The 18534-nt window shown below is 52.7% G+C and carries 14 protein-coding genes; all 14 read left to right on the top strand.

Going from position 1 to position 18534, the window contains the following annotated elements:
- Positions 1 to 174: 174 nt before the first annotated feature.
- The 14 genes from EGT51_RS07340 (at position 175) to dnaJ (ending at position 18524) form a co-directional block, all read left to right on the top strand.
- A complete protein-coding gene (locus EGT51_RS07340; protein ID WP_135368077.1) occupies positions 175 to 4512 on the top strand; it encodes a PolC-type DNA polymerase III in 4338 nt (1445 codons plus the stop codon).
- Between the two features lie 568 nt (positions 4513 to 5080).
- Positions 5081 to 5356 (top strand): hypothetical protein, encoded by a 276-nt coding sequence (locus tag EGT51_RS07335; RefSeq protein WP_135368076.1) that lies wholly within the window; start codon positions 5081 to 5083, stop codon positions 5354 to 5356.
- 127 nt (positions 5357 to 5483) lie between these two features.
- Complete coding sequence (gene rimP, locus EGT51_RS07330; protein WP_135368075.1) at positions 5484 to 5957, top strand: ribosome maturation factor RimP; 474 nt, start codon at positions 5484 to 5486, stop codon at positions 5955 to 5957.
- A gap of 19 nt (positions 5958 to 5976) precedes the next feature.
- Positions 5977 to 7251, top strand: a complete 1275-nt coding sequence (nusA, locus tag EGT51_RS07325) for a transcription termination factor NusA (RefSeq protein WP_135368074.1) — start codon at positions 5977 to 5979, stop codon at positions 7249 to 7251.
- Between the two features lie 26 nt (positions 7252 to 7277).
- On the top strand, positions 7278 to 7574 hold the full coding sequence (gene rnpM, locus EGT51_RS07320) for an RNase P modulator RnpM (RefSeq protein ID WP_135368073.1): 297 nt from the start codon (positions 7278 to 7280) through the stop codon (positions 7572 to 7574).
- On the top strand, positions 7567 to 7869 hold the full coding sequence (locus tag EGT51_RS07315) for a L7Ae/L30e/S12e/Gadd45 family ribosomal protein (protein ID WP_135368072.1): 303 nt from the start codon (positions 7567 to 7569) through the stop codon (positions 7867 to 7869). The genes rnpM and EGT51_RS07315 overlap by 8 nt, the downstream gene beginning before the upstream one ends.
- A 47-nt stretch (positions 7870 to 7916) precedes the next feature.
- On the top strand, positions 7917 to 10337 hold the full coding sequence (gene infB, locus EGT51_RS07310) for a translation initiation factor IF-2 (RefSeq protein WP_135368071.1): 2421 nt from the start codon (positions 7917 to 7919) through the stop codon (positions 10335 to 10337).
- Positions 10338 to 10356: 19 nt separating this feature from the next.
- Positions 10357 to 10707 (top strand): 30S ribosome-binding factor RbfA, encoded by a 351-nt coding sequence (gene rbfA, locus EGT51_RS07305; protein ID WP_125575896.1) that lies wholly within the window; start codon positions 10357 to 10359, stop codon positions 10705 to 10707.
- A gap of 446 nt (positions 10708 to 11153) precedes the next feature.
- Positions 11154 to 12065, top strand: coding sequence for a tRNA pseudouridine(55) synthase TruB (truB, locus tag EGT51_RS07300; RefSeq protein WP_135368070.1), 912 nt, complete (start codon positions 11154 to 11156; stop codon positions 12063 to 12065).
- 22 nt (positions 12066 to 12087) lie between these two features.
- Positions 12088 to 13044 carry a riboflavin biosynthesis protein RibF gene (ribF, locus tag EGT51_RS07295; protein ID WP_135368069.1) on the top strand — a complete coding sequence of 319 codons (957 nt, stop codon included), beginning with the start codon at positions 12088 to 12090 and terminating at the stop codon, positions 13042 to 13044.
- 647 nt (positions 13045 to 13691) lie between these two features.
- Complete coding sequence (hrcA, locus tag EGT51_RS07290) at positions 13692 to 14729, top strand: heat-inducible transcriptional repressor HrcA (RefSeq protein WP_125575893.1); 1038 nt, start codon at positions 13692 to 13694, stop codon at positions 14727 to 14729.
- A gap of 20 nt (positions 14730 to 14749) precedes the next feature.
- The gene (grpE, locus tag EGT51_RS07285; protein WP_135368068.1) at positions 14750 to 15340 is read left to right on the top strand and encodes a nucleotide exchange factor GrpE; all 591 of its coding nucleotides are present in this window, start codon (positions 14750 to 14752) and stop codon (positions 15338 to 15340) included.
- A gap of 38 nt (positions 15341 to 15378) precedes the next feature.
- Complete coding sequence (dnaK, locus tag EGT51_RS07280) at positions 15379 to 17250, top strand: molecular chaperone DnaK (RefSeq protein WP_135368067.1); 1872 nt, start codon at positions 15379 to 15381, stop codon at positions 17248 to 17250.
- 125 nt (positions 17251 to 17375) lie between these two features.
- The gene (dnaJ, locus tag EGT51_RS07275; protein ID WP_135368066.1) at positions 17376 to 18524 is read left to right on the top strand and encodes a molecular chaperone DnaJ; all 1149 of its coding nucleotides are present in this window, start codon (positions 17376 to 17378) and stop codon (positions 18522 to 18524) included.
- Positions 18525 to 18534 lie beyond the last annotated feature (10 nt).

Raw genomic sequence — 18534 nt, 5'->3', positions numbered from 1 at the left:
TTGCACGATGAGGTGAAGTTCACTTACAATGGCAATTGTGGGTTTTTAACCAATCCAGGTATCAAACGATTGCTGAATGCTGAGATCACCACATTGCGTCGTCTTAGCCACTTTCATTTGAGCCGCAATTATTTTAGTTAGCAACACGTTTTAAGTAACGAAAGGAGTTTCCTCGTGGACGAAGATCGCCATGCTTTATTTGAAAAATTATTACAACAACTAGATCTGAGCGCTGCTGCGGAGCAACCGTATTTCCAGACGGCCACCATTGACCGGTTGACGGTTCATGAGCAGTCCCGGCGCTGGCACTTCTTCTTGAAGCTGCCTAGTTTAATGCCGTTCACGGCTTTCGTCGATTTCCATAACCATTTACAAATGGCGTTCAAAGATATTGCGCAGGTCGAGGCCACCTTGGAGGTGGATGCCGCCGAGCTAACCAACCGGGCGCTAGGCGATTACTGGAAATGGGTCGTTGAACACAGTGGCTTGACCAGCAATTTGGTCCAAGAACTGTGTCAGTCCCAGGTGCCGGAATTAGACGCCGACAATCGGGTTTTACTCTACGCCCAAAACGAAGTGGTCAAAGACTTCTTGGCCAATCAGGCCTTAGGACCGTTGGAAGCCACTTACCGCGATGCCGGCTTCCCCAAGTTCAACATTCGGGTGATGGTCGACGAATCCAAGTCCCAAGCCAAGATCGATGAGTTCAAGGCACGTCAAGAAAAGACCGATGCCCAATTGGCGCAACAGGCCGCCGCGGCCATTGAAAAGGCCAACCAGAAGCGGGCCGCCCAGGGAGATACCCCGGCCGCAACGGGTCCCACGCAGATTGGGAAGACCATCAAGGGCGATCAACCGATCACGCGGATGGTCGACATCACCCAAGAGGAACGCTCCGTGGTGGTGGAAGGCTACGTCTTTGACAAGGAAGTCCGCAAGCTCCGGTCGGGTCGCCAATTGTTGACCTTGAAGATCACCGACTACACGTCCTCTTTTGCCGTGAAGAAATTCTCACGCGGTGCCGAAGACGAAGCTCAATTTGCCGGGGTCGAAGAAGGCAGTTGGGTCAAGGTGCGCGGTAGCGTGCAAGAAGACACGTACATGCACGATTTGGCGCTCAATGCCTATGACATCAACCAGGTCAAGCACGCCACGCGCCAAGACACGGCACCGGCCGATGGGAAGCGCATTGAATTACATTTGCACACGTCCATGAGCCAAATGGATGCCACCAACTCGATTGGTGATTACGTCAGTCGGGCAAAGAAATGGGGCATGCCGGCTTTGGCCATCACGGATCACGCCGACGTCCAAGGGTTTCCGGCCGCATTTAATGCCGGGTCCAAGGCGGGCGTGAAGATGCTGTACGGGGTCGAGGCCAACCTGGTCGACGATGGTGTGCCGATTGGGTACAACAGTGCCCACGTGCCGCTAGACGGCGCCACCTACGTGGTCTTTGACGTGGAAACAACGGGGTTGTCCGCCATCTACGACAAGGTCATTGAACTGTCGGCCGTTAAGATGCAACACAAGAATGTGATCGACCAATTCGAAGAGTTCATCGATCCGGGGTTCCCGTTGTCCGAACAGACGACCAACCTGACCAGCATCACCGATGACATGGTGGCGGGATCCAAGTCCGAAGAAGAAGTCTTCAAGCTGTTCCGGGAATTCTGCGGCGACGCGATTATCGTCGGCCACAACGTGACGTTTGACGTCGGCTTCATGAATACCGGCTACCAGCGCCACGGCATGCCGGAAATTGCCAATCCCATCATCGATACCTTGACACTGGCACGGTTCTTGTACCCAACCCTCAAGAGCTACCGGTTGAACACGCTGGCCAAGCGTTTCCACGTCAGTCTGGAGCACCATCACCGGGCCGTTTATGATGCGGAATCGACGGGGCACTTGAACTACCTGTTCTTGAAGGATGCCGAGGACCGCTACAATATTCAGTACCATGATCAATTGAACGACCACATGACCGATAACGATGCTTACAAACACGCGCGGCCGAGTCACGCCATCTTACTGGCCCAAACGCAGGCGGGCCTGAAGAATATGTTCAAGCTGGTGTCTGCTTCCAACGTCGATTACTTCTACCGCGTGCCGCGGGTGCCGCGTAGCGTGTTAGACCATTACCGCGAAGGCATTTTGGTCGGCTCAGCTTGCTCATCTGGAGAAGTCTTCACCGCCATGATGCAAAAGGGGCAGGTCGAAGCTGCGGCCAAGGCCAAGTATTACGACTATCTGGAAGTGCAACCCAAGGCGGCTTACCAACCCCTGATTGATTCCGGCTTGATCGCCGATGAGGCCAATCTGGAAGAGATTGTGGGCAACATGGTCAAGCTGGGCCATGACCTCGATAAGCCCGTCGTGGCAACCGGTGACGTCCACTACCTGGATCCGGAAGACTTCATTTACCGTAAAATCCTGATCCACTCACAGGGGGGCGCCAACCCGTTGAACCGGCAAGAATTGCCCGATGCGCATTTCATGACGACCAACGAGATGCTCGACGACTTTGCCTATCTGGGGGAGGACACGGCTAAGGAAATCGTGGTTACCAACACGCACAAAATTGCCGACGAGATCGACGAGGTCCATCCATTGAAGGACAAGCTGTACACGCCGCGCATGGAGGGGGCCGAAGACGAAATTCGTCAACGGACCATGGACACCGCGCACGCGTGGTATGGTGATCCGCTACCAGAACTGGTGCAACACCGGGTCGACCGGGAGTTGAAGTCGATCATTGGTAACGGGTTCTCCGTGATTTATTTGATTGCCCAACGGCTGGTAGCCAAGTCTAATAAGGACGGGTACTTGGTTGGGTCCCGGGGGTCGGTCGGCTCCAGTGTGGTCGCCACGTTCACCGGAATTACCGAAGTGAACCCCTTGCCACCACACTATCGGTGCCCCAACTGCCAGTATTCTCACTTCTACACCAAAGGGGAATACAGCTCGGGATACGATTTGCCCGAAAAGAAGTGCCCGAAGTGTGGCACTTTGATGATCGGCGACGGTCACAACATTCCGTTCGAAACGTTCTTAGGGTTCAAGGGAAACAAGGTCCCCGATATTGATTTGAACTTCTCCGGGGACTACCAACCTATTGCGCATAACTACACCAAGGTCTTGTTCGGTGAGAAGAACGTGTACCGGGCCGGAACGATTGGGACCGTGGCCGACAAGACCGGTTACGGCTACGTGAAGGCCTACGAGCGCGATACCGAGCAGAACCTGCGTGGCGCCGAGGTCGACCGGCTGGCCAAGGGGGTAACCGGGGTCAAACGTAACACCGGCCAACACCCCGCGGGGATCATTGTTGTGCCGGACTACATGGACATTTACGACTTTACGCCGATCCAGTATCCGGCCGATGACCAAAATGCGGCTTGGCAAACGACCCACTTCGATTTCCACTCGATCCATGATAATATTTTGAAAATCGATATTCTGGGACATGATGACCCGACCATGATCCGGACCCTGCAAGATTTGTCCGGGGTCGATCCGCAAACGATTCCGATGGATGATCCTGGTGTTATGGCGCTGTTCTCCGGAACGGATTCCTTGGGAGTCACGCCCGAACAGATTCAATCCAAGACCGGGACGCTGGGAGTTCCCGAATTTGGGACGCGTTTTGTCCGGGGGATGTTGGAAGAGACCAACCCGCAGAACTACTCACAACTGCTCCAAATTTCTGGTCTGTCTCACGGGACCGACGTGTGGTTGGGTAACGCCGAAGAGCTGATCAAGAACGGGACGGCCACCATCGCCAACGTGATTGGGTGCCGGGATAACATCATGACCGACTTGATCAACTTCGGCTTGGATTCCGAAACGTCCTTCCAAGTCATGGAACACGTGCGGAAGGGCCGGGGGATCCCGGACGAATGGCAAGAAAAAATGAAGCAAACGGACTGCCCGGACTGGTACATTGATTCTTGCTTAAAGATCAAGTACATGTTCCCGCGGGCCCATGCCGCGGCATACGTGCTGATGGCCTTACGGGTGGCCTACTTCAAGGTCTACTTCCCGATCATTTACTACGCCGCGTACTTTTCCGTGCGGGCCGACGACTTTGACGTCGTGGCTATGGCCCAAGGGAAAACGGCGGTCAAGGCGGCCATGAAGGCCATCAATGACCAGGGGATGGACGCTTCCGCCAAGGACAAGAACCTCTTGACGGTGTTGGAATTGGCCAACGAAATGCTGGAACGGGGCTTTAAGTTCAAGATGATCGACCTGGAGCGGTCTGACGCTGCCGATTGGATCATTGACGGTGACACCCTGATTGCGCCATTCCAGGCCGCACCTGGCTTGGGATTGAACGTAGCCAAGCAGATTGTGGCGGCCCGTAACGACCGGCCATTCATCTCCAAAGAAGACCTGGCCAAACGGGGGAAGGTCTCCAAGACCATCATCGACTTCATGACGGAAAACGGCGTGCTGAAGGGCTTGCCGGATGAAAATCAGTTGAGTTTGTTTGATGATATGATGTAATAAAGAGTGGGCCAACAGGCGCTTAGCTGGCGAGCATTAACGCTGATAACCGAGCAATCCTGGGTTTGGATTGGTTGGTTATCAGGTTTAAGCGGAACCGGCTGCCTTGGCGTCCACGTTTCAGCCATTTAAAATTGGTGCAAAAGAGATGAGGACTACGGTCCTGGCCTCTTTTTGTCTCTCTCAGAATAATTGTTGCGTTGATGGCTGAAACGACCGCGGTTTTGCCTCCTTAGAATTGGTGAAACCAGGTGCCTGCGTCAGTCTGGAATCCTGCTTTGGGGATGGCCTGGATAGGGGTTACCAACTCATAATGAACTGATTTCCGTTACGGCCAACGCGTCATTCCCTTAGTCAGTAGCTAGATAGTTCAGTCACTGACTAATGATTACCCGTGATCACCCCCGCCAAATCAGCGTTTAGCCCAGGGAAAATAGCCGGTTGTAAGCTAACCGCCGATTAACCGGATTAGCGTCATGGAAACGCTTACAAAGTGGTTGAGATATGTTATACTTGAACCAAGGAAACGTAAACCATAAATAAACTTTAGCGAAAGCGGGTGTTCACCATGTTACGGCGGTTCGTGCGGTTACCAGATGGGTGGATTTTTCTGGCAGGTTATTGTTTGATTGGCTTAGGTTACATTTTGTTCGGTACATTGGCGAGCGTGGGGGAAGCTGCCTTTTTGGCTATGATCCTGGCGTACTTCGTGGTGGCATTCGTGCTGACCGTGATTAAGACGATCAGCCTGCGTTCCATGTCGACGACTCGCCTGAATTTCTTGGTTTTTGAGTTTATTACCATCGTGGGATTTGTTTTATTACTGTTAACTTGTGAGGCCTAGGCGGCAGAACGGTTGCAATCTCGGGGTTAGTGTAGTATTGTAGTACTTGTAGTTAAACTCGTTTTTTAAATGAGTGAGCAGTCAATGCTCACTCTTTTTAATGGATAAATGTAGGAGGCGGAATTCTTTGAGTACTGTCGTCGAGACCGTGACGGCCTTAGCCCAGCCAATCGTGGCGCATCATCAGTTTGAATTAGTTGACGTTGAATTTGTCAAGGAAGGCAAGAGTTGGTACCTGCGGCTCTACATCGATAAGCCCGGGGGCATCAACATTGAAGAATGTGCGATGGTCAGCGATGAGGTGTCTGAGAAATTAGACAGCCTCGATCCTGATCCCATTCCTCAAGCCTATTTCTTAGAAGTATCCTCACCGGGTGCTGAACGACCACTGAAGAAACCAGCTGATTTTGAAAAAGCCGTGGGGGATTACATCCACGTGTCCCTTTACCAAAAGATTGGTAACAGCAAGGTTTACGAAGGAACGTTGGACTCACTGAGCGCTGACAGCATGGAATTGACCGTGAATCTGAAGGGTCGCATCAAGACCTTGACGATTCCACGCGATGCCATTGCCCAAGCCCGGTTAGCCATCAAGTTCTAAATAAGGAGCGAAACAACACATGAGTAAAGAATTATTGGGTGCCTTAGACGTTCTGGAAACGGAAAAAGGCATCGACAAGCAAATCGTCATTGACGCGCTCGAAGCAGCATTGGTGTCTGCATACAAGCGGAACTATGACCAAGCCCAAAACGTGGAGGTCAACTTCGACCAACGTAAGGGTGACATTCACGTTTTTGCCGTGAAGAAAGTCGTTGACCAAGTCTATGATTCTCGGCTGGAAGTCAGCTTGGATGAAGCACTGACCATCAACAAGGGCTACGAAATTGGGGATGACATCAAGTTTGAAGTCACGCCTAAGAACTTCGGCCGGATCGCTGCACAGACGGCCAAGCAAGTCATCTTGCAACGGGTCCGTGAAGCGGAACGCAACATCATTTACAACCAATACAGTCAATACGAAAACGAAATCGTGACTGGGGAAGTTGAACGCCAAGATTCACGGTTCGTTTACGTGAGCTTAGGTAAGGTCGAAGCCGTTATGGGTCGTCAGGATCAAATGCCAAACGAAACTTACCGGATCCACGACCGCATCAAGGTTTACGTGACCCGGGTCGAAAATGCCACCAAGGGTCCGCAAGTCTTTGTCAGCCGGACGCACGCCGATTTATTGAAGCGATTGTTTGAACAAGAAGTCCCAGAAGTTTACGATGGGACTGTGGAGATCATGGCAATTGCTCGTGAAGCTGGCGACCGGGCCAAGGTAGCGGTTCGCTCCAACAACCCCGATATCGATCCTGTGGGGACCACTGTGGGACCACGGGGACAACGGGTCCAAACCATCGTCAACGAACTCGGTGGTGAGAACATGGATATCGTGGAATGGACCGATGACGAAGCCAAGTTCATTGCCAACGCCTTGAACCCCGCCGAAGTCTTGGATGTCATCTTTGATCCGAACAACGAACGCGCTTGCGAAGTCGTTGTGCCGGATTACCAGTTATCCTTAGCCATTGGGAAGCGGGGCCAAAATGCCCGTTTAGCCGCTAAGTTGACCGGTTATAAGATCGATATCAAATCAGAATCCGAAGCATCTGCTATAATGGAAGCTGATCAGGCCGCTGACGAGACTGCCAGCGATGACAGTGCCGCGGATGCACCGGTGGCAGACGACACGACCACTGACACTGCCAGTGACGAAACGCCAGCTGATGCCACTACGGCCGCAACGCCTGAAGACGCTGCGGACACGACTGATGATGGCGCATCATCGACCGCTGACGTTGCCAGCGACGCAACTACTGACACGACTGATAACGGCGACGACGCCGAATAGCGTTGCGCTAAAGGAGGGTTAGGTCCATGAAACAACGGAAAATCCCCATGCGCAAGGATATTGTGACTGGGGAAATGGCACCGAAGAAGCAATTGGTCCGGGTCGTCCGGAACCAAGCGCAAGAGGTCAGCATTGATCCGACCGGTAAGCAGTCCGGTCGGGGCGCATACATTAGTTTGGATGTCGCCATTGCCCAAAAGGCCAAAAAGGAACGGACCTTTGACCACGCCTTTGGTGTCAAGATCGATGACCAATTCTACGACGATTTGATTGCGTACGTTGATCATCAACAAGCGCGGCGGGAATTATTTGACAATGACTAATTTCGAGCGCGCTTTACAATTATTAGGATTGGCGCGGCGAGCAGGCAAACTGGTCACCGGCGAATCCTTTGTCCTAGCCGCTGTGCGGGATCACACGGCACGACTGGTATTTTTAGCCAGTGATGCCGGTAAGAGTAGCCAAAAGCAATTCCGCGATAAGACAGCGAGCTATGACGTGCCATTGAATGAATCATTTACCAAAGACCAGCTGAGCACGGCCATCGGGTCGGCGCGCACGGTCATTGCAATTACTGATCCGGGATTTGTCCGGAAGTTACAACAATTACTTGAGTAGCCACCTGACGTTCTCGTGATCGGTAGAATATGAAGGAGTGTGAAGATATGGGGAAGAAGCGAATCTATGAACTCGCCAAAGAAATTAACGTCTCCAGTAAACAGATCATCGACAAGGCCGCTGAAAAGGGCTTTCCGGTGAAAAACCACATGTCAACGCTCGGCGAGAACGAAGAACGTCAGTTACGGGCTGCTTTTCAGTCCCACGGGAAGACCCAGTCGCACCCCGAAAAGGTGCAAGCGGCTCGGCCGGCTCGAACCGGTAACCAAACGGACCACGCCACCACGCACAAGCGGGAGACGGGTCAGTCACAGACCACTGCCGGTCGCAATCAGCAGCAGAACCATGCTAGAAATGATAGCCATCGGCAGCAGCAAACTGCCAATGGTAACCGGAACCATAACAATGGTAATGGGGGCAGTAATCAGAATCACCGTAACAACAATAAAAATAACAGCCAGGCTGGAAGTCATCGTGAACAACACAATTCCGGCACCGGCAGATTTGGTGGAAGCTTGAATAATAATACAAACAATAGTAACGGCCGGCGTGGTAGCAACAATGGCAACAGTCGTGGGGGCCGGAATAACCGGAACAACCGCAATAACCGCCGCCGTAATAACAACAATAATAATCGTTACAAGAAGAATCAACGGATTAAAGACACGAACCAGCACAAGGGTGCGCCAGAACGGAAGAACAAGGCTTTACCAGAAGTCTTAGTCTATAGTGATGGTATGAACGCCCAAGACCTGGCCAAGATCTTACACCGTTCTTCAGCTGAAATCGTGAAGAAGCTCTTCATGTTGGGCGTCATGGTCAACCAAAACCAATCCCTGGATAAGGATACGATTGAAATTCTGGCCGACGACTACGGCATCCAAGCCAAGGAAAAGGTTGAAGTCGACGTTTCCGATATCGATAAGGCCTTCGACGCGGAAATGGCCAACAAGGATCACCAAGTTTCACGGGCTCCCGTCGTCACGATCATGGGGCACGTTGACCACGGGAAGACGACCTTGCTGGACCACTTGCGGCATTCACACATTACCGAGGGTGAAGCCGGGGGGATCACGCAAGCCATTGGGGCTTACCAAGTCCACTACAATGACAAGCTGATCACCTTCTTGGATACCCCAGGACACGCGGCCTTTACCGAAATGCGGGCGCGTGGTGCGGAAATCACCGACATCACCGTGCTGGTGGTTGCGGCCGACGATGGGGTCATGCCACAGACCATCGAAGCCATTCACCATGCCAAGGCCGCTGGTACGCCAATCATCGTGGCGGTCAACAAGATCGATAAGCCGGGTGCTAACCCGAACCACGTGATGGAACAGTTGACGGAATACGAATTGATTCCTGAAGACTGGGGTGGCGACACCATCTTCGTTGAAATCTCCGCGAAGTTTGGCAAGAACATCGACGAATTGCTCGACATGATCTTGTTACAAGCCGAAGTGCTGGAATTAAAGGCCAACCCTGAACAAAACGGTGCCGGGAGTGTCATCGAAGCCCGTTTGGATCAAGGAAAGGGTTCCGTTGCCACGCTGTTGGTTCAACAAGGGACCTTACACGTCGGTGATCCAATCGTTGTCGGCAACACCTTTGGACGGGTCCGGACGATGGTCAACGAACGTGGTCGGCGCATCAAGGACGCCGTGCCATCAACGCCTGTTGAGATCACGGGGTTAAACGACGTGCCAGAAGCTGGGGACCGGTTCGTGGTCTTCAATGATGAAAAGACGGCGCGGGCTGCCGGTGAAGAACGGGCCAAGGAAGCCTTGGTCAAGGAACGCCGCAACACCAGCCACGTCACGTTGGACAACCTGTTTGATTCCCTTAAGGAAGGCGAAATGAAGGAAGTTGACGTCATCATCAAGGCTGACGTTCAAGGTTCCGTTGAAGCCTTAGCTGGAAGTCTGAAGAAGATCGATGTTTCCGGTGTCCGGGTCAACATCATTCACTCTGCCGTAGGGGCCATTAACGAAAGTGATGTCACCTTAGCGGAAGCTTCAGATGCCATCATCATCGGGTTCAACGTGCGGCCAACGCCACAAGCACGGGCCCAAGCCGACAGCGACAAGGTCGACATTCGGCTGCACAACGTCATCTACAACGCCATCGATGAAATCGAAACGGCGATGAAGGGGATGCTGGAACCGACCTACGAAGAACAAATCATTGGCCAAATCGAAGTGAAGGATATCTTCCATGCTTCTAAGGTCGGGACGATCGTCGGTGGGATGGTTACCGAAGGCTACGTGACCGCTGACAGCGACGTGCGCTTAATTCGTGACGGCGTGGTCATTTACGAAGGTAAGTTAGGTAGCTTGAAGCGTTTCAAGGACGACGTCAAGCAAGTTAAGATGGGTTATGAATTAGGGTTAACTATCGAGAACTATAACGACATCAAGGTAGGCGACGTGATCGAAGCCTACGTGATGAAGGAAGTTCCCGTTAAATAAATAATCGGAGGCAACTGTCATGGCACAATATCGAGTTGGCCGGTTGGAACAAGAAATCCAACGGGAAGTTACGGATATTCTCCTCAAACGGGTCCGCGATCCACGGGTCGAGGGCGTGACCGTTACTGGGGTAGAAGTTACCGGTGACTTACAACAGGCAACGATTTACTACAGTATCTTATCCGATAAGGCGTCATCCGCAGAAAAGACCCAACAAGGATTGGACAAGGCGACAGGCCTGATCCGTTCCGAACTGGGTTCTCGCCTGAGCATCTACAAGACGCCAGAATTGACGTTTGAACAAGATTCCTCAGTGCGCTACGGTAGCCACATCGATGAACTGTTAAATGAATTACACCACCGCGAGTAATCGGGGTAGGCGAGGTGTTGGTCAGCGATGGCCAGCACCTTTTTTGGGTCAGCTTGTCGGCAAGATTAGTCACATCCCGTTAGTCTGTGGTAAAATATAGGCTATTCTGTGCGATGACAGCTGCGTTATACGGTTACCGAAGCAAGGGCTAGCTGCCCGGCCAATTGTGTCCGCCTGTTGCCTGCGGTCTCTAGGTTTTACCTGCAGCATGGTAGAGGCTCCTGGCCGCACTGTCGGTTCCAGTAGTGGTCAAATCCACTACTGCGGTTAACCGATTATGTGATGACGTTAATTCTGCGGCTATGTTTGGTTGTGCTCAATCCCGCCGGAGGAGGCCAGAGGTGTCCCCCATAGCAAGCGGAATCTCTGGCAGCCGCAGGCACTGGTTTAACTATGCAATTGACCTAAAAAGAAACGAGTTCACAAGTAAGAACGGAGGAACCGGAATGGACGGGATTATCCCTTTATACAAAGAACGCGGCCTCACCAGCTTTGATTGCGTGGCCAAACTGCGCCACATTCTGCACACCAAAAAGGTCGGCCACAGTGGGACGCTCGACCCCAGTGTCGATGGCGTATTGCCCATTTGCATTGGCTCGGCGACCAAGGTCGTGCCGTACCTCATGGCTTCTGGCAAGGTGTATCGCGGTACCGTGACCCTGGGACTGGCGACGACCACGGAGGACCTAGACGGTGACGTTGTGGAACGGCAGGCGTTGACACGGCCCTTTACGTTGGCGGAACTGACGGCGGGGACGGCTCAATTGACCGGGACCATTCAACAGACACCGCCGATGTATTCCGCTGTCAAGGTGCGGGGGCGTAAGCTGTACGAGTACGCCCGCGCCGGGGAAACAGTGGAACGTCCGACCAGAACGGTGACGGTCGATCACTTTACCTTGCAAGATGCCGGGACCTTTGACGCCGAGGCCGGGACCCAAACGGTGGCCTTTGAAGTGGGCTGCTCGAAGGGGACTTACGTGCGGACGTTAGCGGTCGATTTGGGTCGGCTATTGGGTGTGCCGGCCGTCATGGCGTCATTGACCCGCCAACAAAGCGGCGGGTTCACACTGGACCAAGCGGTGACGTTGGATCAGGTCGCAGCCGCCATGGCCGCCGAGGACCTGACGACCATTTTGCGGCCCATCGATTATGCCCTAACGGCGTATCCACACGTGGCGTTGAGCGACCGCGTTTGGCAGCTGGTTAAAAATGGCGTCTTCTTGACGGCCGCCGAGCTCGATGGGGCCACGGCCCCGGAAGTCGCCTTGACCTATCAGGGAGCGACCAAGTGCCTGTACCAGTGGTCCGAAGAAAAGCAACAATATAAGCCGCTAAAAATGTTTGCGGTGAACTAAGTTTTGAGAAGAGGAATTTCCAATGGAAGTTATTCACATACACCACCCGTTAGATGCACGGCAAATTCCCGATGAGCCAGTGGTCTTGGCCATGGGCTTTTTCGATGGCGTTCATCGCGGGCACCAAGCCGTGATCAACCGCGCCAAGGCGCTCGCGCAAGCCAAGGGCGTTAAATTGGCGGTCTTGACCTATGATCACCATCCCGCGTTGGTCTATCGGCCACTACAAGCGGATGACCAAAAGTATTTGAGTCCCATCAACCGTAAGCTCCAACAGCTGGATCGGTTGGGGGTCGACCGGGTCTTTTTGGTCAACTACACCGGTGAGTTTGCGGCCCAGACGCCGCAGGAATTCGTCGACCATTACTTGGTGGCGTTCCACACGGTGGCGGCTGTGGCCGGATTTGACCACACCTATGGCAAGAAGGACGTGGCCAACATGGCACACCTCCCTGAGTACGCCCAGGGGCGCTTTGACGTGGTCACGGTGCCCGAAGAAGCCAGTGGCGACGAAAAGGTCAGCTCCACGCGGATTCGGACAGCCATGCGCGCCGGGGACGTGGACCTGGTGAATCAATTGCTGGGGTACACGTATCGCTCGACCGGCCTGGTGGTGCACGGCGAGGCCCGGGGGCGGACTATCGGCTACCCCACGGCCAACGTGATGGCGCCGCAAGACGAATGGATCCCAGGTATTGGCATTTACACGGCCCGGTTGAAGGTTGGGGCCATCTGGTACCCTGGGATGGTCTCTGTGGGCCGCAACGTGACCTTTGGGAATGACCGGCCCATCACGGTCGAAATGAACCTCCTGGACTTCCAGGGCAACCTGTACGGCGAGCCGGTCGAAGTCGAGTGGCACCACCGGTTACGCGGTGAGGTCAAATTCGCCGACGCCAACGGCCTAGTCGCCCAGTTAAAACAAGACGAAGCGGATACGCGGGCCTATTTCCAACAGGTCGCCACGCGTGAATCGTAAACTGAAGGTTATCAATTGAAACTATTGTGATTGTGCAACCCATAGCATCAAAAATAGGCGATTTCAGCCTCACAATGTGAGCTGGCCGCCTACCGTTCGCCAAATAGGGGTTGGAACGCTGGGGGGACGGGTCGAGCCAAAGGGCGGTCTCGCCGCCTCGCTTTGAGCCAAAGAACACGTCTCAAAGCGGCCTCGTAGCCGAAACGTGCGCCAACAGGCAACTGGTTCCGCCGATTTTAGGTGTCAGAACACTGTCATTATGGCAATCAGTGTGTTAATTTCAGGTTCAACCTTCAGTCATAAATTAGTTAAAGGACTTAGCCAACTCGTTACGGGGCGACTAAGTCCTTTTTGCGGGCTTCGAAGCAACCACGCTGACAAATGCCGATGAGTGATGATTAATCGGTAGAGAGTATCGAGCAGGGAGCACTGATGAAGTGGTAATTCCTCGCACCCGATAAGGCGGTCAGTTGCCACAAGCGCCACTGAAAACGCTGTATTCTAAGCGAATTCTAAAAAATTAGCACTTAATGCCAACGATTGCTAAAAATTCTACCAGATTTCTTGACTTCAAAACCCGGTTTTGCTACATTATATATGTGACTTAGCACTTGTGTTGTTTGAGTGCTAAAAAAGGGGTGATTGTGATGCTTTCAGAAAGACAAATGATGATTCTGCGAGCCGTTGTCCGCGACTTTACCAACACTGGTGTGCCGGTGGGGTCTAAGGCATTAGCCAAGCAGTTACCCATCCACGTAAGCTCAGCGACAATTCGTAATGAAATGGCGGCGTTGGAAGAACAGGGCCTGATCAAAAAGACCCATTCCTCTTCCGGTCGGATTCCTTCGGTTGAAGGGTACCGGTATTACGTTGACCATTTGGTAAAACCCGATCCGCTACGACCCAATGATATTGACGTGATTCAATCCTCGTTAGGCGGCGATTTCCACAAGATTGACGAAATTATTTCGCAATCGGCCACGATTTTGTCTAACCTGACGAGTTACACCGCGTTTACGTTGAAGCCGGAATTAAAGGATAGTCGGCTCAGTGGGTTCCGGTTGGTCCCACTCGGTAAGCGGCAAGTGATGGCCATCCTCGTCACCGATAGTGGTGATGTGGAGAACCAGACCTTTGACGTGAGTGAGTCCGTTACCGGCGATCAATTAGAGGCCGTCGTTCGGCTGATCAATGATCAGTTGGTCGGGTTGACGCTACCAGAAGTGGTTCAAAAGCTGCAGGCGGACATTCCGATGAAGATTGCCAACTACCTGCAGAGTCCGGAAGGTTTTCTGGATATTTTCGGCGACGTTTTGACGCGAGCCGCCCAAGAGCGGTTTTACGTTGGTGGTCGCTTGAATCTATTGAACTTCTCGCAGGATAGCGATGTTGATTCACTGAAGTCGCTGTATTCATTGATCGACAAGACCGATGATATCGCCAACGTCTTGGGGCAACCGCGGGACAACATTTCCGTGCAAATCGGTAATGAAATGACCAACGATGCCTTGAGAAACTTCAGCCTGATCACCGCCACCTACGACGTGAACCAGCATGGTAAGGGTATGATCGCCATTTTAGGGCCGACCCGCATGCCGTATTCACGGATGTTGGGAATTGTCGGTGCGTTTCGTGAAGAGCTCGCGAAGAAACTGTTAGATTACTATCGGTTCTACGACGAGTAAAGAAAGGGAGGTTTTTTATCGTGGCTGACAAGCAACAACCATCCACTGATGATGAAACTGCGGCAAAGGCCGCCACTACAAAGCAAGACCCAGACAAGACTGAGCAAGCCACACCGGCGGACGCAAAGCCCGCTGACAAGCCCAAGCCAACGGTCACGGCAGAGGCTTTAGCTGCCGTTCAAAAGAAGGCTGACGACTTTGAGGACAAGTACCTGCGTGCCGAAGCGGAAGTGCAAAACATGCAGACCCGTTACCAAAAAGAACAGGCCGCGCTCATCAAGTACGATGGTCAGCAACTCGCTAAGGATGTGCTCCCCGTGATCGATAACCTGGAGCGGGCCTTAGCGGTCGATGCGACTGACGAGACCAGTAAGCAGATCAAAAAGGGTGTGCAGATGACCTACGATCACATGGAAGACGCGTTGAAGCGTAATCACGTGACGGAGATTGCTGCGCTGGGTCAGAAGTTTGACCCAACCTTGCACCAAGCGGTTCAGTCGGTTCCCGTTTCTGACGGCCAAACGGCTGAAACGGTGGTCAACGTGCTCCAAAAGGGCTACCAACTCAAGGACCGGGTTCTCCGGCCTGCCATGGTTGTCGTGGCGCAATAAATTTATAAATAAAAAACTAAAAAAAGAGGGAATTTTTGATGGCAAGTAACAAGATTATCGGGATTGACTTAGGGACGACCAACTCAGCCGTTGCCGTTCTTGAAGGCAGTACGCCAAAGATTATTGCGAACAAGGAAGGTGCCCGGACGACACCATCCGTTGTTGCGTTTAAAGACGGTGAAACCCAGGTCGGTGAAGTGGCCAAGCGCCAAGCAATCACCAACCCAAACACGATTTCATCCATCAAGAGTCACATGGGTGAAGCTGGCTTCAAGGAAACCATCGATGGCAAGGATTACACGCCAGAACAAGTTTCCGCAATGATCTTGCAACACTTGAAGTCGTTTGCTGAAGACTACATTGGTGACACGGTCGACAAAGCCGTCATCACGGTGCCAGCTTACTTCAACGATGCCCAACGGCAAGCTACTAAGGATGCTGGGAAGATTGCCGGCTTGAACGTTGAACGGATCATCAACGAACCAACGGCCGCAGCCTTGGCTTATGGCTTGGACAAGCAAGACAAAGATGAAAAAGTCATGGTCTATGACCTGGGTGGTGGGACTTTTGATGTCTCCATCCTGGACTTAGGTGACGGGGTCTTCGACGTGCTGTCAACTAACGGGGATACCCATTTAGGTGGGGATGACTTTGACCAAAAGATCATGGACTGGCTGATTGCCGGATTCAAGGATGAAAACGGCGTTGACTTGTCCAAGGACAAGATGGCCGTTCAACGGTTAAAGGACGCTGCTGAAAAGGCTAAGAAGGACCTCTCTGGGGTTACCGAAGCACAAATCAGCTTGCCATTTATTTCTGCCGGCGACAATGGCCCACTGCACTTGGAAAAGAGCTTGACGCGGGCGAAGTTCAACGAATTGACGGCTGACCTGGTTGAAAAGACCCGGATCCCCGTTGAAAATGCGTTGAAGGATGCTGACTTACAAGCTAGCGACGTTGACGTTGTTATCTTAAACGGTGGGTCAACGCGGATTCCAGCCGTGCAAGAAGCCGTTCAAAAGTGGACTGGTAAGGAACCTAACCACTCCATCAACCCTGATGAAGCCGTTGCCTTAGGTGCCGCCGTTCAAGGTGGGGTCATCACCGGTGACGTCAAGGACGTTGTCTTACTGGATGTGACGCCATTGTCCTTAGGGATCGAAACCATGGGTGGGGTCTTCACCAAGCTGATCGACCGCAACACCACGATTCCTACCAGCAAGTCGCAAGTCTTCTCAACCGCTGCGGATAACCAACCAGCCGTTGATATCCACGTCTTACAAGGTGAACGGCCAATGGCTGCTGACAACAAGACGTTGGGTAACTTCCAACTCGCTGATATTCCAGCCGCACCTCGTGGGGTTCCTCAAATCCAAGTAACGTTTGATATCGATAAGAACGGTATCGTTAACGTTTCTGCTAAGGACATGGGCACCAACAAGGAACAAAAGATCACCATCAAGAGTTCCGACGGCCTGTCCGATGAAGAAGTCGACAAGATGATGAAGGAAGCTAAGGAAAACGAAGCTGCCGACAAGAAGCGTAAGGAAGAAGTCGACACCAAGAACGAAGTCGACCAATTACTCTTCCAGACCGACAAGACGTTGAAAGACGTTAAGGGGAAGGTCTCTGACGACGAAATCAAGAAGGCCGAAGATGCACGTGACGCCCTGAAGAAGGCCCAAGAAGCCAACAACCTGGACGACATGAAGAGCAAGAAGGATGACTTGAACAAGATCATCCAAGACCTCTCTGTCAAGTTGTATCAACAAGCCCAACAAGCGCAACAAGCTCAGGGCGGTGCTGATGGTGCTGCTGGCCAAGCTAGCGGCGACGCTAAGAGCGATGGCAAAGACGGCGACACCGTTGATGGGGACTTCCACGAAGTTCACGACGACGATAACAAGTAATTGCCCCGTTTCACTTTAAGAGAGTGTAGACAAGAAGTCAGAGTCCCTGGGGCTTTGGCTTTTTGTTTCGAGTATGCTATTCTTACTAGTAGCGAAAAATATCGGGTTTGATTGGGAGGAAAAAGATGGCGGAAACGGACTTATATGGCGTACTAGGCGTCGCAAAAGATGCCAGTCAAGCAGAAATCAAAAAGGCCTATCGGAAATTATCAAAGAAGTATCACCCAGACTTAAACAAGGCACCGGACGCGGCGGAGAAATTCAAGGCCGTGCAGGACGCCTACGATGTGTTGGGCGATGAACAGAAACGGGCCAACTATGACCAGTATGGTTCCGCAGACGGTGCTCAAGGCGGCTTCGGTGGCTTTGGCGGCGGTCAACAGGGCGGTTTCGGCGGCTTTGGTGGCGGCGGTGGCTTCGACGACATCTTCAACCAATTCTTTGGTGGCGGTGGCGGTCAACGCAACCCCAACGCTCCTCGGCCAGGTCGGGATCTTCAGTACCAGATGGACTTGAAGTTTGAAGAGGCCATCTTTGGGAAGAAGACCAAGATCAAGTACAACCGCGAGGCCCAATGCCACACCTGTGGCGGTAATGGCGCCAAGCCAGGGACGTCACCAGTTACCTGTCACCAGTGTGGCGGGTCAGGTTACGTGACGACTGAAACCAACACGCCTTTGGGCCGGATGCGCAGCCAACAACCGTGCCCGGTTTGCCACGGTACGGGTCAAGAGATCAAGGAAAAGTGCCCAACTTGTGGCGGTTCTGGTCACGAAGAAGAACGGCATGAAGTGGAAGTCACTATCCCAGCTGGGGTCGATGACGGCCAACAAATGCGGTTGCAGGGTCAAGGTGAAGCTGGCCAAAATGGCGGTGGCTACGGCGATCTGTTCATTATCTTCCAAGTAGAACCGAGTCGTGACTTCCGCCGCGATGGCACCGAGATCTACTTTGATCAAGACCTGTCCTTCATTCAGGCTACTTTGGGTGACGACGTGACGGTCAAGACGGTCCACGGGGATGTCAAGTTGAAGATCCCTGCCGGCACGCAGAGTGGGACGACCTTCCGCTTAAAGGGCAAGGGGGCGCCACGCTTACGTGGGAATGGCAACGGTGACGAACATGTCACGGTCAAGGTCTTGACGCCCAAGAACCTGAACAAGGGTCAACGTGATGCCTTACGAGACTTTGCGAAAGCCAGTGGTGAAACGGTTACTGGCAGTGGCAAAGGAAACTTATTTAACAAAATGCGCGATAAATTCAACGAAAATTAATCGTGTGATA

Source organism: Levilactobacillus suantsaiihabitans, from assembly GCF_004745505.1.
In the GTDB taxonomy this organism is placed as follows: domain Bacteria; phylum Bacillota; class Bacilli; order Lactobacillales; family Lactobacillaceae; genus Levilactobacillus; species Levilactobacillus suantsaiihabitans.
Note: the sequence above shows the minus strand (reverse complement) of the source record. Positions and strands in the feature narration are given on the sequence as shown.